The sequence below is a fragment of the Kitasatospora sp. NPDC057015 genome (assembly GCF_042673745.1).
In the GTDB taxonomy this organism is placed as follows: domain Bacteria; phylum Actinomycetota; class Actinomycetes; order Streptomycetales; family Streptomycetaceae; genus Kitasatospora.
On sequence record NZ_JBHUSG010000017.1, the window covers coordinates 100,566 to 114,976 of the forward strand.

The following is a 14,411-nucleotide window of genomic DNA, read 5'->3' on the forward strand; positions in this document are numbered from 1 at the left end:
GCGGCCGGTGCGGGCCGTCGGCCCGAAGCGGCGGGCGCCGTCGCCCGGGCCACGCTACCCGGGCGGTCCGGTCCTCGTCCGATCCGGGGGCCAGCCGGCACCCTCACGCCATATGGAACACGTTCAAATTCAGTGGGAACGCTTCGGCTCGGGCGAACCACCCCCGACCGGAGCCGGTCTGACGCCACGGCGGGGCGGCCCGGTCCGTCACCGCCGACATCCGGTCGCAGGTGATGGGCCAGCTGGTCAGCGGCACCGTCACCCCGCGCATCACCCGCTGCCGCGCCGGCCGGGACGACGGACCGTACGAGTACACCTACCGCGACTGGGACGGCCCGGTAGCGCTCGCCGTCCCCCGGGCCGACGCGAGCGTCGAGCTCTCGGCCGTCCTCGGCGACACGGACGACACGGACGACACGGACGACACCGACGACGCGCGCTGGCCGCGAGCGGGAACAGGACCGGCCCCGGCAGCCCGCGGTGGGGCCGGGCCGGGCGGGCCGGCGGTCCACCGCGGGCGGGATCAGGGCAGCAGGTGCGTCGCGAGCTCCTCCCACTGCGCGAGGGGCGGCGTTCGGGGCGCCGCGGTGATCAGGTGGAGGCTGACGTGGTCGGCCCCGGCCTCCAGGTGGTCCCGGACGCGGCCGGCGACGTCCCCGGCACGGCCGTGCGCGACGACCGCGTCCACGAGCCGGTCGCCGAGCGCGTCCGGGTCGCGGTGGCCCAGGTCCGCCAGCAGCGTACGGCGGTTGGGCAGGGCCGCCGCGGCCACCGTTCGGGCCGCTTCCGCCGTCCGGGAGCGGCCGGCGCCCAGCACGCAGAGTTGGGTGACCGCCAGCAGCGCGTCGGGGCCGAGGACGGCCCTGGCGGTGCGGGTGTACTCGACCGGCATGCCCAACACGTTCGCACCCCAGGCGCGTTCGGCCGCGAGCGCGAGCACGGCCGGCTCCAGCGCCGCGAGCACGCGGTGCGGCGCGGCCGTGCCGGTGGGCGGCCCGAAGGGAGCGGCGTCGAGGGCGTCGAGGTAGGAGCGCATCGCCGCCGGTGCGGGGCCGAAGGGGTGGCCGCGGACGTCCCGGGAGAGGCTGGGGTGCCCCTCCCACAGCCCGAGCAGGAACCGCCCGGGGAACGCCTCCTCCAGGGTGCGCTGGGCGGCCGCGGTCGTCACCGCGTCACGGGCGTGGATGTCGGCCATGCCCGCGGCCACGGTGACCCGCCCGGTGGCCGACAGCAGGATCGCGGCCTGCGCCACGGCCTCCCGCCCGGTCGTCTCCGGGTACCACAGGGTGCCGTAGCCGAGGTCCTCGATCGCAGCCGCGGCCGTACGAACGCCGGCCGCGGGAAGGTTGTCGAGGTCGCCGGCCCAGATGCCGATCCGTCCGAGGTCCGGCCTGCCGGCACTCGTACCGGCAGGCCCGCCGGCGCTCATGCGGTCCGCCCTGCGGTGCGCTCTGCGGTCCGCCCTGCGGTGCGGCGGGCCGACCTCGACCCGCCTGTCACCGGCGCCGCCGCACCGCGTCGCGGATCGGTCGACCCGATCGCGAGCACGTCCCCTCCGGTCACGTCCACGAGTGTCGCTTCCACCAGCCCTCCCCCTGTTCGTTCCTGCCGTTCCCGTTCTCACCGTTCCCGTTCCGGCCGGCCGGCCGGGCCGCAGCGCACAAACGGGGTGGCCCTCCGGTTACCGCGGGCTAGCATATGGAGGGCCACCCCGGTTAGCAACCCGTCAGGAGCCCCCGTGCCCAGGGAGACCACCTCCACGCCGCCGATGCGCGCCGACGCACGCCGCAACCGGGAACGGATCTTGGCGGCGGCCGGGAGCGTCGTCGCCGACCAGGGGGCCGAGGCCTCCCTGGAGGAGATCGCCCGCCGGGCCGGGGTCGGCTCGGCCACCCTGCACCGGCACTTCCCCTCCCGGCAGGTGCTCCTGGAGGCCGTCTTCCGGAGCCGGGTGGAAGCCCTCTGCGCCACGGCGCACGACCTGCTCGCCGACCCCGACCCGGGGAACGCACTCACCACCTGGCTCCGCGCCGTCGGCGCGCACGCCGTGGCCAACCGGGGCCTGGGGACGTCCCTCATGGGCGGCGCCCGTGACGGCGACCCGGCCCTCGGACACACCTGCCACGCGATGATCGTCGATGCCGGCGCCGAACTCCTCGCGCGCGCCCGGCAGGCGCACGCCGTACGCCCCGAGGTCACCGTCACACAGCTGCTCAGGCTCGTCGGCGCCATCGCACTCGCCACCGAGCAGGAACCCGGCGGGGCGGCCGAGGCCGACCAGCTCGTCACCCTCGCGATCGAGGGGGTTCGCCCGCGCTGAACGCCGCTCCCGTACCGGCCGGACCGCTACCGATCCGCTACCGGCCGGCCCGCTACATGCCGGCCGCTACCGGCCGGACCTCGGGGTGCGGTCGGTGTCGCCGGCGGGTTCGCCGCGGCGGACGGCGCCGGGGGCGCGGCGGCTGGGGTGGTCGGCGCGGCCGGAGGACGAGAGCTGCCAGGGCACGCTGATGACCATGACGCCGGGGGTGAACAGCAGCCTGCTCTTGAGCCACAGCGCGGACTGGTTGTGCAGCAGTTGCTCCCACCAGTGCCCGACCACGTACTCGGGGATGAACACCGCGACGGCCTCGTGCGGGTGGGCGCGGCGCTGTTCGCGGACGTAGCCGACGACGGGCCTGGTGATCTCCCGGAACGGGGAGTCGAGGACCTTCAACGGCACCGGGATCTCGAAGGCGGCCCAGTCCTCCCGCAGCGCGTCGGTGGCCTCCCTCTCCACGGCGACGCTGAGGGCCTCCAGCGAGTCGGGCCGGAACGCCTGGGCGTAGCCGAGGGCGCGCAGGGTGGGCTTGTGCACCCTGGAGACCAGCACGATGCCGTGCACCCTGGAGGGACGTACCGTCTCGGCGTGCGGGTCCTCGACGGCGAGTTCCTCGGCGACCGCGTCGTAGTGACGGCGGATCGCGCGCATCATCAACCAGAGCAGGGTCGCGGCGACCACGGCGAGCCAGGCGCCCTGGGTGAACTTGGTGAGCAGCACGATGACCAGCACCAGGGCGGTGGTGAGCGCGCCGAAGCCGTTGATGATCCGGGCGCGGTGCGCGGCGCCGCGCACGGCCGGCCGGGTCTCCGCGCGCAGCAGGCCGTTCCAGTGCCGGACCATCCCGATCTGGGAGAGCGTGAAGGAGGTGAAGACGCCCAGGATGTAGAGGTGGATGAGGCTGGTGACGTCGGCGTCGTACAGCCAGAGCAGGGCGGCGGCCACCACCGCGAGCGCGATGATGCCGTTGGAGAACGCCAACCGGTCACCGCGGGTGTGCAGTTGGCGGGGCAGGTAGCGGTGCTCGGCCAGGATCGAGGCGAGCAGCGGGAACCCGTTGAAGGCGGTGTTGGCGGCCAGGATCAGCACCAGCGCCGTCGCGGCCTGGACGAGGTAGAACAGCACGCTGTGGTCGCCGCCGAACACCGAGGCCGCCAACTGCGCGATCACCGTCTGCTGCGGGGCGCTCGCGCAGTCGGGGTAGCCGGTCAGCCGGCAGCCGTCCTCGGTGATGTGCACGTCCGAGACGAGGGCCAGGGCGGTGACGCCGGCGAACATGACGACGGCGATGATCCCCATCGCCGCCATCGTGGTCGCGGCGTTCCTGGACTTCGGTCGCCGGAAGGCGGGCACGCCGTTCGAGATGGCCTCCACACCGGTCAGCGCCGTACAGCCGGAGGCGAAGGCCCGCAGGGCGAGCAGCAGCAGGCCGAGCCCCGCGAGGGAGTCCTTCCCCGGCACCGGAACGATGCCGTACCCGGCGCTGGAGGCCACCGGCGGGTCGCCGAGGGCCACCCGGACCAGGCCGGTGACGATCATCAGCAGCATCGCCCCGATGAAAAGGTACGTCGGCGCGGCGAACGCGTTGCCGGACTCCCGGACACCGCGCAGGTTGATCGCCGCGAGCAGCACCACGAACCCCACCGCCATGCCGACCCGGTAGTCCGCCAGACCGGGCAGCGCCGAGATGACGTTGGCGACGCCCGAGGCCACCGACACCGCCACCGTCATCACGTAGTCGACCAGCAGCGACGCCGCCACCACCAGTCCCGCGTTCGGCCCGAGGTTGCTCGACACCACCTCGTACGAGCCGCCCCCGCTCGGGTAGGCGTACACGACCTGCCGGTACGAGGCCACCACCACGACCATCAGGGCCACCACGCACGCGGCGATCCACGGGGTGAGGTACAGGAAGGCCGTGCCGCCGACGGTGAGCACCAGCAGGATCTCCTGGGTGGCGTACGCCACCGACGAGAGCGGGTCGGACGCGAAGATCGGCAGCGCCAGGCGTTTCGGGAGCAGGGTCTCGCCGAGCTCCTCACTGCGCATCGCCCTGCCGATCACGAGGCGCTTCAGCACCTGGGGCACGTTGAACACACCGGCGAGCGTATGCGGCGGCAGGCCGGGGCCCCGGGCTCCGCCCACCGCCCGGCGCGCCGCCGGACCACCCGCCCGGAGGAGCCCGCCGCCGGCGGCGGATCGTCGACGGACCTCCCGGGGAGGAGATTCACCCGGGACTGACGGGGCATCACCGTGATGCCCCGCACACCTGCCGGGCACCACCGTCCGGGGGGATGCGTCGTGTTCTACTTCTCCGTCCTGCTCCTGATCGCCGCCGTCGTCCTGCTCGTGCTCAAGCGGCGCTCGATCGTCGACTTCCGCTTCGCCACGCTCACCGGCCTGCTCGTCGGCGCCGTGGGACTGCTGCTCACGCTGAGCTCCTTCACCTACATCGTCGAGCCGTACGAGGTGGGGGTGCCCACCTCGCTCGGGTCGGTGGGCGGCACCTGGCAGCCCGGGCTGCACCTCAAGTCGCCGCTGACCGAGGTGACGACCTTCTCCACCCGGCCGTCGGACCTCAACCTCACCGGGGACGACACGGTCGAGGTCCGCTCCTCCGAGGGCGGGGTGCTCTACGTCGACCTCACCGTGAAGTGGGCGATCGACCCGGACCACACCCTCGCGCTGTACAAGCTCTCCGGCAACGCGGCCAACGTCCAGCAGCGGCTGGTCTACCCGGACACCCGGGAGATCGTCCGCAACGTCTTCGCCAAGCACACCAGCGTCGAGGGCTACGCCTCGCAGCGCGAGGCGATCAGCGCGGAGATGGAGCGGCTGATCACCGACCGGCTGTCCCCGCGCGGAATCATCGTGAACAGCGTCAACCTGCGCAACGTCAAGCCGAGCGAGGTACTCCAGAAGGCCATCGACCAGAAGATCCAGCAGGACCAGGCCACCCAGCAGGCCGCCGCGGCGGTGCTGACCGCCAAGGCGGAGGCGGAGAAGCGCCGGATCGAGGCGGAGAGCACGGCCGCGGCCAACACGGTGATCGCCAACTCCCTCACCGACCGGATCCTGCAGAGCCAGTGCTACGACGCCTTCAGGGCCGCCGCCGAGAAGAACCCGGTCTACGCCAGCCCGTGCGGCTCGGGCTCCGGCGGCGCCCCGGTGATCGTGGACGGCACCAAGCGCTGACCCGCCCGGCAGGGCGGCGGCGTCCCGGCGGGGGCGCCGCCGCCACTGCGGCCACCGCCCGACCGCCGCACCACCCCACCGGGCCCGACGTGCCCGGTCCGGCGGTCGGGCCCGGCGTGCCAGGTCGGCGGTCGGGCCCGACGTGCCCGTCTCGGACCGTTGCTAGGCTGCGCCGGTGACTCTTCCCAGCATCCGCAGCGTGCGCGCCCTGCACGAGAGGTACGCCCCCAGCCACGAGGACCTCACCCTGGTGCTCACGCACTGCGAGATCGTGGCGCGGATCGCCGTCTCCCTCGCCGAGCGCGTCGGGCAGCGCCTGGACGTCGAGCTCGTGGAGATCGGCGCCCTGCTCCACGACATCGGCGTCTACCGGGTCGGCGGCGGCGCGTACATCCGCCACGGCGTGCTGGGCCACGAGATCCTCCGCGCCGAGGGCCTGCCCGAGTACCTCTGCCGGTTCGCCTCCTGCCACACCGGTGTCGGGCTGACCCGCCGGGACGTGGAGGACCAGCGGCTGCCCATCCCCGTCGCCGACTACCTGGCCGGGAGCGCCGAGGAGCGCCTGGTGATGTACGCGGACAAGTTCCACTCGAAGAGCACCCCGCCGCGGTTCCTCGACGCGGCGGCGTACGCCGGCCGGGTGGCGCAGTTCGGAGCGGACAAGGTCACGGCCTTCGACGCGCTGGTCACCGAGTTCGGCGAGCCGGACCTGGACGCCCTGGCGGCCGAGTACGGCCACGCCGTCCAGCAGGGCGCGGCACTCCCCCGGTGAGCCGGCCACCGCTCGTGCAATAGGGCGAATGCAAGGCATACCTCCCCGATCTCCTGGCATCTGCGACCTATGCTCGGCGTCGAACAGGCGACCCGGCCCGCGCATGGCACCCCGGCCGGCGCCGGCACCCGGCCGCCGCGCCGGGCATCCGCGACCATCGCAGCGCGCACCGCGTACCGCGCGCGGCAGACAGGGAGACCATCGTGAAGTCCCGTGCCGTCCGCCGCCGCGCCCTGGGCCTGGCAGGCTGCTGCACCGCCGTCCTGCTGGCCCTGAGCGGCTGCTCCTCCGACTCCTCCTCGGGTTCCGCCGGCGCGGGCTCGACCGGCTCGGCCTCCTCCGGGGCCTCCACGTCCTCCGCGTCCTCCGCCTCCTCGACGGTCAGCGGAACGGTGACGGTGTTCGCCGCCGCCTCGCTCAAGGAGGCGTTCACCACGCTCGGCGGCCGGTTCGAGGCGGCACACCCCGGGACCAAGGTGGTCTTCAACTTCGCCGGCAGCGACGCCCTCGCCGCGAGCATCGTCGCGGGCGCCCCGGCCGACGTCTTCGCCGCCGCCAGCCCGACCACCATGAAGACCGTCACGGACCAGGGCGACGCGGGCACCCCGACGACCTTCGTCCGCAACCAGCTGGAGATCGCCACCGTACCGGGCAACCCCCACCACATCGCCTCCCTCCAGGACCTCGCCCAGCCCGGCCTCAAGGTCGTCCTGTGCGCCAAGGAGGTCCCCTGCGGGGCCGCCGCCCAGAAGGCGCTCGCGGCGGGGAACGTCCAGCTCACCCCGGTCAGCTACGAACAGGACGTCAAGGCCGCGCTGACCAAGGTCGAACTCCAGGAGGCGGACGCCTCCCTCGTCTACCAGACCGACGTGAAGTCGGCGGCCGGCAAGGTCGACGGCGTGCCGTTCCCCGAAGCCGCCTCCGCCATCAACGACTACCCGATCGCCACCCTCACCCACGCCCCCAACAGCGCCGGCGCCCAGGCCTTCGTCGCCCTGGTGGAATCCCCCGACGGTCAGAAGGTGCTCACGGACGCCGGCTTCCTGAGCGCCTGAGCGCCCATGCACCGGCGGACCGCGCACCCGCCTCCTCGCGTTCACGAACGGCTCGGTCGCGCCCTCGGCGTCCCCCGGCACGTCGCCGCAGGTCAGCGTGCCCGGCCCCGCGGCTTGAGGGGCACCGGCGGAAGTTCCGGTGCCCGCAGCCGGGCGCCGTCGTAGCCGTGGACCTCGCCGAAGCGGGGGCCCGACGTCCAGTCCTCGCGCGCCCGGGCGATCTCCTCACCGGATCGGCCGATGAAGTTCCACCACATCACGATCTCCTCCTCGAAGGGCTCGCCGCCGAGGAGCAGGACCGCGCTGTCCGTCCGTGCCAGCAAGGGCAGTTCGCGCCGGCCGCAGCCCAGGTAGAGGATCGAGCCGGGTTCGACCCGGACGCCGTCCACGTCGACGCTGCCGCTCATCGCCAGCACCGCGTACTCGAACTCCGGCTCCAGCGGGAGGCGCAGCTCGGCGCCCTCGGTGAGGGCGAGGTCCGCACCGACGAGCGGGGTGTGGGTGGTGCCGGGTGAGGTGGCGCCGTCCAGGGTGCCCATGATCACGGTGCTCCGGAGTCCGGCCGCGGTGATCTCCGGGAGATCGGCGTGGTGTTCGAAGGCGGGGGCGGTGTGCCGGTGGGCGTCGGGCAGGGCGACCCAGAGCTGGGCGCCGTGCAGCAGTCGGGCGTGCTCGCGCGGGGACTCCTCGGAGTGCGAGATGGCCCGGCCGGAGGTCATCAGGCCCAGCTCGTACGGGCGGACGGTCTGCAGGCTGCCCAGGCTGTCGCGGTGCAGCACCTCGCCCTCGTGCAGCCAGCTGACGGTCTGCAGGCCCATGTGCGGGTGCGGGGGCACCTGCATGCCGGGCTCGTCGGCGATGTCGTCCGGGCCGTAGTGGTCGACGAAGCACCAGGCGCCGACCATCCGCCGCCCGAGGTTGGGCAGTAGCCGGCGCACCTCGGTGCTCTCGCCGAGCCGGACCTGGCGGCCGGTCAGCAAGTCCCTGACCGGCCCGCTGCTGGCTTCGCCGCCGCAGCGGGTCGGGGTCGGCCTGAGGTCGAGATTGCTCATGTCGGGTCCACCGTACGGTCGGGGCCGGTGCGTGCCGGCGGTCGTTACGATCATCCGTCAGCCGGAGCGGATCGCGAAGCACCGACCGCCGAGGGGTCGGCGGCGGGGGCGCGGCCGGTCGCCCTGTCGCCCATCGCCGCGCCCGGCGCGCAGCCCCCGTGCGGCGAGCCGGGCGCCCGGCGCTCAGTCGAGGGTGACGACCATCTTGCCGAGGGCTTCGCCGGCCTCCATGGTCCGGTGGGCTTCGACGATCTCGTCGAACCGGAACACCCGGGTGGGACGGGCCCGGAGGGACCCGGCCTCGACCTTGGCGTAGATCTCGTCCAGCGGCACGTCGCCGAGCGGGTAGGCGGGCGTGCCCAGGACGAAGGCGCTGCCGAAGAAGCTCAGCCGGACCCCGCTGGGGAGGTCCGCGATCGGGTCGAAGTCCCGTACCGGCTCGAACCCGCCCAGGAAGCCGAGTTGGCAGACCCGGCCGCGCGACCGGACCAGGGCCAGCGAGTCCCGCAGGACGCTGTTGCCGACGACGTCGAACACCGCGTCGACGCCGATCCCCCGCTCGGAGACCCGGGCGGCGAGGGCGCCGTCGTCGACGAGCACGTCGGCGGCGCCGAGTTCCCGCAGCAGGGCGGCTCGGCGAGGGTCGCGGGTCGTGGCGAGCACGGTCGCGCCGTGGTCGACGGCCAGGTTGACGGCGGCCTGGCCGAGCGAGGAGGTCGCCCCCCGCACCAGGACGGTCTCGTCCGGCCGTAGGTCGAGGTTGCCGAACAGGCCGCTCCACGCCGTGGCGTACACCTCGGGCACCGCCGCGAGATCGGCCCAGTCCAGCGACGAGCGCACCACCACCACATGGCTCGCCGGTACGGTCACCAGCTCCGCGTAGCTTCCGTTGCGGGTTCGCCCCATGCCACCGAGGATGGCCACCACCCTCGTCCCCGAGGGCAGTTGACCGGACGGGTCGGCCTCCACCTCCCCGGCGCACTCGATCCCGGGGACGGCGGCGACCTCCCCCCAGGCGCCACTGCGCATGTACGCCTCGGCGTGGTTGAGGCCGAACGCCCTGACCCGGATCAGCACCTCGCCGTCGGCGGGTGTCGGGTCGGGCAGTTCGGTGTGGGTGAGTACCTCGGGGCCGCCGTGGGCGGAGATGACGATGGCCTTCATGTCCCGACTCCATTCTTGAGCGTACATTCAAGTATTGCTGCGAGGAAAAGGGCCACCGCGTACGGTGGCCCGCGAGGCCCGCTATCCGTGTTGCCCGGTGGCCCTGTTGCCCGGTGGCCGGTCCGACCCGACGGCCCGTCCGGCCCGACGGCGCGCGCGACCGACCGTCAGGCGAGAGCGGCGAAGGCGTTGTCGACGATCGCCCGCAGGAGCGCCCCGTCGGGATTCGCCTTCCCGACGACCATCAGCCCCTGACAGGTCGCGACCAGCAGCTTGGCGCTGCCGGCGCAGTCGAGCGAGTCACGCACCTGACCCCTGCGGGCCGCGTTCTCCAGCGCGTGGGTCATGCACCGTTCGAGGCGGGCCAGGTGGCCGCGGACGACGGCCGCGGCCTCGTCGTCCACGGCGGCGCTCTCGATCGCCGTGTTGACGAGCAGGCAGCCCTGCCGGCCCTCGGGGGTGAGCAGGTCGCGCACCAGCCCGTCGAAGTAGCCGCGGATCTCGGCCACCGAGGCGCCCGGACCCTCCAGCTCGCCCAGCTTCTCGGGGACGACCAGCCGCGAGTAGCGCTCCAGCGACTTCAGGAACAGGGTGTGCTTGCCCCCCGGGAAGGCACTGTAGAGGCTGCCGGGCTTGACCCCGGTCGCCTTCACCAGGTCCTCGACGGACGTCGCCCGGTACCCGCGCTCCCAGAACCGCAGCATGGCCGTGTTCAGGACGGCGTCGGGTTCGAACTCTCGCGGTCTGGGCATGCGGAGAACATACCTGAGCGACCATTCAAGAACAACCGCGAACCGTCCGGCCCCGTGCCGCGGCCACCCGGGGTGTGACCGCGACACCGTGCCGCGGATCAGTGCCGGCAGGCCCAGGCGGCGCCGGCGGTCGCACCGTCGGCCTGCGCGCGCAGCGCCCGGACGGCCTCGGCCGGGTCCTCGGCGCCGTAGACGGCCGAGCCGGCCACGAAGACGTCGGCGCCGGCCTCGGCGCAGCGCTCGATGGTGGTCGCGGCCACACCGCCGTCGACCTGGAGCCAGAGGTCCAGGTCGTACTTGGCGATCAGCTCCCGGGTGCGGCGGATCTTGGGCAGCATGATGTCCAGGAAGGCCTGGCCGCCGAAGCCGGGCTCGACCGTCATGATCAGCACCATGTCGAGCTCGGGCAGCAGGTCCTCGTACGGCTCGATCGGGGTGCCGGGCTTGAGCGCCATGGACGCGCGGGCGCCCTTGGCCCGGATCTCGCGGGCGAGCCGGACGGGCGCCGCCGCCGCCTCCACGTGGAAGGTCACCGAACCGGCGCCGGCCTCGACGTACTGCGGCGCCCAGCGGTCCGGGTCCTCGATCATCAGGTGCAGGTCGAGCGGGATGTCGGTGGCGCGGGCGAGGGACTCGACGACCGGGACACCCAGCGTCAGGTTCGGCACGAAGTGGTTGTCCATCACATCGACGTGCAGCCAGTCCGCGCCCCGGACGGCCTCGGCCTCCTGGGCCAGGCGCGCGAAGTCGGCCGACAGGATGCTGGGGTTGATCTGCGCCATTTCCGATGCCTTCACAGCTGGACCCGGGTGCCGGGAGCGGGCACCTCCGCCACATCATCCCCCGCCCCGACGACCCCCGGCATCCGCCGATACCGGCCCGTGACCCGCATCACACCGGATGCGCGCTATCGTGACCGCCGCCACCCCCCGTCCCCGTCCCTCCGAGGAAGGTCTCCAGATGGCCGAGCTGGTCCATCCCGCCCGCGCGTTGTGGTGGCTCTTCGAGCCCGTGCACGCCGTCACCTACTTCTCCCCCGAGGGGCGGGCCGCCTACGAGGCGGCCGGGCTGCGCGGCGGCTGGCGCGGGTACTTCGCGGGGCGGGCGGCTCCGTTGGGAGCGGTGGACGCCCCGCCGGTGATCGCCGCGTTCTTCGGTTTCGCCCCCAGCATGGTGGAGCGGGCGCTGCCCGACGTCTGGACCAGGGTCACCCCGGAGGCGGCCCTGGCGGCCCGGTCCGCCGGCGCGTCGGCTGCGCTGGAGCGGCTGCTGGAACACATCGAGCCGGCACGGATCGAGCGGGTGGTCGTCCGGCTGGAGCAGGCCGCCGCCGGACTGGACTGCGCGGGCCGGGTGCTGGCCTCCGCCAACGCGGCACTGCCCCGCCCCGAGGGCCTGCTCGCCCGGCTCTGGCAGGCGGCCACGCTGATGCGCGAGCACCGCGGGGACGGCCACGTCGCCGCGTTGGTCGCCGCCGGTCTGGACGGCTGCGAGGCCCTGGTGGTGCGCTGCGCCCTGGACGTCCAGCGGGAGGATCTCCAGCCCTACCGGGGTTGGAACGACGAGGAGTGGGACGCCGCCACCGAGCGGCTGGTCGAACGGGGCTGGCTCACCGCCCGGGGCACCATCACCGAGTGCGGACGGATCCGGCACCAGGCCCTGGAGGCCGCCACCGACCTCGCCGCGGCCCGGGTCTGGGAGGGCTCGCCGCGCTCCGGGCTGGACCGGCTGGTCGACGACCTCAAGCCCATCTCGGCGCTGTGCCGTACGGCGCTGCCGCCCATCAACCCGATCGGACTGCCGGCCAGCGCCGGTTGAGCCGGTGGCCGGGCCCCGCCGACCGGCCGCGCCCGACCACGCCCACCCGCTGACCGGCCGCGCCCGCCCGGCGGCCGTCAGCTGCCGACGGCCGCCCCGGGCGCCCCGAGGACGATGCCCCGGCCCGAGTAGAAGCGGGTCAGGTCGGCCCACGGGACGCGGGCGAAGGCCTGCGACTCGCCGGCGAAGCCGGACGGGTTGTGGATCACCAGCTCGCGCTCCGTCGCGCCGACGGCCAGCACCAGGTGGCCGCCGCGGCGGGCCGGCTCCGGGCCGAGGGTGCGGACGGCCGGATGGACCGAGACCATCACCAGCCGCCCGGCCGCCAGCAGGGCCGGGATCTCCTCCGCCGCCAGCTCCGGCCGGGACTCGGCGGCGAGCCCCCACCGCCGGGCCACGTACCCGGCGAACGGCGCGTGGATCAGCCCGTCCAGCTTCTCGCCGCGGCGCACGTACGCACCGGCGTCCACGCATTCACCCGCAAGGGTGATGGAGGGCGGCGCGAGGCCCCACCAGTGGTCCAGCGCCATCCGTAGGCAGGCCATCCCGCACAGCCGCCAGGACCAGAACTCGTACTCCTCCGGGGTCCCGGCACCGGACTCCCCCCACCGGGGGTCGTCGGCGGCGCTCAGCTGCCCCGCGATGATCTCCCGGACCAGCTCGGGGGACTCCCACTGGGAGTAGTACGGCACCTGGTGGATGATCTCCGCGACGGTCGTCATGGACCGACCCTGCCACAGGGCGGCCCGCCCTTCCCGTCGAGCCCGCGGCCGGCGGGAGGGCGGGCCGGGGGCCGGAGCCGACGACGGGCGCCCGCCCGACCCGGGCCCGGCCGGTCCGGGGCGGACCGTCCACAGGGCACCGGGCCGCGGGCACCGGAACCGGCGACACCGGGCCGGCACCGCTACCAGGCGTAGTCCTCCGGGGCGGGGCGGTGACCGGGGAAGATCTCGTCCAGCCGGTCGAGGGTCTTCCGGTCCAGCGAGACGTCCAGGGCGCGGACGGCCGCCTCCAGTTGGTCGAGCGTGCGGGGGCCGATGATCGGAGCGGTGACCACCGGGCGGGAGAGCAGCCAGGCCAGGGCGACGTCACCGGGCTCGTGCCCGAGCTCGGCGGCGAGGTCCTCGTACGCCCCGATCCGGTCCCGGTTGGCGGCCAGCACCTCGGCCGCGCGGCCCTCGCCGCGGCGCACCCCCTCGCGCTCCTTGCGCAGCACGCCTCCGAGCAGCCCGCCGTGCAGCGGCGACCAGGGGATCAGGCCGAGGCCGTAGTGCCGGGCGGCCGGGACGACCTCCAGCTCCACGCTGCGCTCCAGCAGGTTGTAGAGCGACTGCTCACTGGTCAGGCCGAGGAAGTGCCGGGCCCGCGCGGCCTCCTGGGCCTGGGCGATGTGCCAGCCGGCGAAGTTGCTGGAGCCGACGTAGACGATCTTGCCCTGGGCGACGAGCACCTCCATCGCCTGCCAGATCTCCTCCCAGGGCGTCTCCCGGTCGATGTGGTGCATCTGGTAGAGGTCGATGTGGTCGGTGCGCAGGCGCCGCAGGCTGGCGTCCACCGCGCGGCGGATGTTGAGCGCCGAGAGCTTGCCCTCGTTGGGCCAGGGCCCGGTCTCGCCGTACAGCTTGGTGGCGAGGACGGTCCGCTCCCGGCGCCCGCCGCCCTGGGCGAACCAGGCACCGATGATCTCCTCGGTACGACCCCTGGTCCCGCGCCCGCCGTAGGTGTTGGCGGTGTCGAAGAAGTTGATGCCCTGTTCGTGGGCGGCGTCCATGATCCGGTGGGCGTCGGCCTCCTCGGTGTGGGGCCCGAAGTTCATGGTGCCCAGGCAGAGTCGGGAGACGGACAGGCCGGTACGGCCGAGATGGGTGTACTCCATGACCCCCCAGCCTCATCCGCCCCGGCGGCTTTGTCCAGCACCGAATCCGGCGGCCTCGCTCCGGACCGGGTTCCACCGGACGGCGTCAGCACCCGCGGGCGCCGAACTCCCGCACCGAGGCCGCCCCGTGCACGCTCGTCAACAGCCGCGAGGCTGTCAGCTCCGCACGCAGGCACGGGAGTTCCCCGATCGCCGCATCGGGCCGGCCGACCCGCGCGCGGCGTTCGTGACCAATTGTGACCGGACGGCTCCGGAGGGCGTACGATGCTGCGTGCACGTCGCAGTCCGGCCGGTCGCGTCGGGCCACGGCGTGCGCGGCGCCGGCTCGCGGCCCCGGCTCGGCGCCGGGGGCCGTCGGGTCGCGTCCGGCAGGGCCGGCCCCGACGGGTCGGGCGACCCCGCCGACG

Annotated in this window: 13 protein-coding genes; 5 read left to right on the top strand and 8 right to left on the bottom strand. The window is 74.0% G+C overall.

All coding sequences use genetic code 11. From position 1 onward, the window contains the following. Positions 1-523: 523 nt before the first annotated feature. Positions 524-1,429, bottom strand: coding sequence for an LLM class flavin-dependent oxidoreductase (locus ACFTWP_RS18480; RefSeq protein WP_380265652.1), 906 nt, complete (start codon positions 1,427-1,429; stop codon positions 524-526). Between the two features lie 309 nt (positions 1,430-1,738). Between ACFTWP_RS18480 and ACFTWP_RS18485 the strand changes: the two genes are divergently transcribed. Further along, the gene (locus ACFTWP_RS18485; RefSeq protein WP_380265653.1) at positions 1,739-2,320 is read left to right on the top strand and encodes a TetR/AcrR family transcriptional regulator; all 582 of its coding nucleotides are present in this window, start codon (positions 1,739-1,741) and stop codon (positions 2,318-2,320) included. Positions 2,321-2,386: 66 nt separating this feature from the next. On the opposite strand, the gene ACFTWP_RS18490 is transcribed toward ACFTWP_RS18485, so the two are convergent. Continuing rightward, positions 2,387-4,369 carry an APC family permease gene (locus ACFTWP_RS18490; protein WP_380265697.1) on the bottom strand — a complete coding sequence of 661 codons (1,983 nt, stop codon included), beginning with the start codon at positions 4,367-4,369 and terminating at the stop codon, positions 2,387-2,389. A gap of 252 nt (positions 4,370-4,621) precedes the next feature. On the opposite strand from ACFTWP_RS18490, the gene ACFTWP_RS18495 reads away from it, so the two are divergent. The 3 genes from ACFTWP_RS18495 to modA all read left to right on the top strand — a co-directional run bounded on the left by ACFTWP_RS18495 (position 4,622) and on the right by modA (position 7,342). Beyond that, the gene (locus tag ACFTWP_RS18495) at positions 4,622-5,515 is read left to right on the top strand and encodes a prohibitin family protein (RefSeq protein WP_380265654.1); all 894 of its coding nucleotides are present in this window, start codon (positions 4,622-4,624) and stop codon (positions 5,513-5,515) included. A 175-nt stretch (positions 5,516-5,690) separates the two neighbouring features. After that, positions 5,691-6,287, top strand: a complete 597-nt coding sequence (locus ACFTWP_RS18500; RefSeq protein ID WP_380265655.1) for an HD domain-containing protein — start codon at positions 5,691-5,693, stop codon at positions 6,285-6,287. Between the two features lie 200 nt (positions 6,288-6,487). Then, complete coding sequence (gene modA / locus ACFTWP_RS18505) at positions 6,488-7,342, top strand: molybdate ABC transporter substrate-binding protein (RefSeq protein ID WP_380265698.1); 855 nt, start codon at positions 6,488-6,490, stop codon at positions 7,340-7,342. A gap of 92 nt (positions 7,343-7,434) precedes the next feature. On the opposite strand, the gene ACFTWP_RS18510 is transcribed toward modA, so the two are convergent. From ACFTWP_RS18510 to rpe, 4 genes are all read right to left on the bottom strand, one after another. Further along, positions 7,435-8,394: a pirin family protein gene (locus ACFTWP_RS18510; RefSeq protein WP_380265656.1), complete on the bottom strand. Its 960-nt coding sequence runs from the start codon at positions 8,392-8,394 to the stop codon at positions 7,435-7,437. A 183-nt stretch (positions 8,395-8,577) separates the two neighbouring features. Continuing rightward, positions 8,578-9,558 carry a zinc-binding dehydrogenase gene (locus ACFTWP_RS18515; RefSeq protein WP_380265657.1) on the bottom strand — a complete coding sequence of 327 codons (981 nt, stop codon included), beginning with the start codon at positions 9,556-9,558 and terminating at the stop codon, positions 8,578-8,580. A gap of 167 nt (positions 9,559-9,725) precedes the next feature. Next, positions 9,726-10,310 carry a TetR/AcrR family transcriptional regulator gene (locus ACFTWP_RS18520; RefSeq protein ID WP_380265658.1) on the bottom strand — a complete coding sequence of 195 codons (585 nt, stop codon included), beginning with the start codon at positions 10,308-10,310 and terminating at the stop codon, positions 9,726-9,728. 98 nt (positions 10,311-10,408) lie between these two features. Beyond that, a complete protein-coding gene (gene rpe, locus ACFTWP_RS18525) occupies positions 10,409-11,092 on the bottom strand; it encodes a ribulose-phosphate 3-epimerase (RefSeq protein ID WP_380265659.1) in 684 nt (227 codons plus the stop codon). A 178-nt stretch (positions 11,093-11,270) separates the two neighbouring features. Between rpe and ACFTWP_RS18530 the strand changes: the two genes are divergently transcribed. Then, positions 11,271-12,128 carry a hypothetical protein gene (locus ACFTWP_RS18530; RefSeq protein ID WP_380265660.1) on the top strand — a complete coding sequence of 286 codons (858 nt, stop codon included), beginning with the start codon at positions 11,271-11,273 and terminating at the stop codon, positions 12,126-12,128. A gap of 77 nt (positions 12,129-12,205) precedes the next feature. Here ACFTWP_RS18530 and ACFTWP_RS18535 read toward each other — a convergent pair whose 3' ends face one another. Both ACFTWP_RS18535 and ACFTWP_RS18540 read right to left on the bottom strand, forming a co-directional pair. Beyond that, on the bottom strand, positions 12,206-12,850 hold the full coding sequence (locus tag ACFTWP_RS18535) for a C39 family peptidase (RefSeq protein WP_380265661.1): 645 nt from the start codon (positions 12,848-12,850) through the stop codon (positions 12,206-12,208). Between the two features lie 182 nt (positions 12,851-13,032). Next, a complete protein-coding gene (locus tag ACFTWP_RS18540) occupies positions 13,033-14,004 on the bottom strand; it encodes an aldo/keto reductase (protein ID WP_380265662.1) in 972 nt (323 codons plus the stop codon). Positions 14,005-14,411: the final 407 nt, after the last annotated feature.

Bases quoted from the DNA above. Each gene is read 5' to 3' on its own strand.
- ACFTWP_RS18510 (WP_380265656.1), bottom strand. From the start codon at position 8,394: ATGAGCAATCTCGACCTCAGGCCGACCCCGACCCGCTGCGGCGGCGAA.
- ACFTWP_RS18480 (WP_380265652.1), bottom strand. From the start codon at position 1,429: ATGAGCGCCGGCGGGCCTGCCGGTACGAGTGCCGGCAGGCCGGACCTC.
- ACFTWP_RS18530 (WP_380265660.1), top strand. From the start codon at position 11,271: ATGGCCGAGCTGGTCCATCCCGCCCGCGCGTTGTGGTGGCTCTTCGAG.
- ACFTWP_RS18540 (WP_380265662.1), bottom strand. From the start codon at position 14,004: ATGGAGTACACCCATCTCGGCCGTACCGGCCTGTCCGTCTCCCGACTC.
- ACFTWP_RS18490 (WP_380265697.1), bottom strand. From the start codon at position 4,369: ATGCGCAGTGAGGAGCTCGGCGAGACCCTGCTCCCGAAACGCCTGGCG.
- rpe (WP_380265659.1), bottom strand. From the start codon at position 11,092: ATGGCGCAGATCAACCCCAGCATCCTGTCGGCCGACTTCGCGCGCCTG.
- ACFTWP_RS18520 (WP_380265658.1), bottom strand. From the start codon at position 10,310: ATGCCCAGACCGCGAGAGTTCGAACCCGACGCCGTCCTGAACACGGCC.
- ACFTWP_RS18535 (WP_380265661.1), bottom strand. From the start codon at position 12,850: ATGACGACCGTCGCGGAGATCATCCACCAGGTGCCGTACTACTCCCAG.
- ACFTWP_RS18515 (WP_380265657.1), bottom strand. From the start codon at position 9,558: ATGAAGGCCATCGTCATCTCCGCCCACGGCGGCCCCGAGGTACTCACC.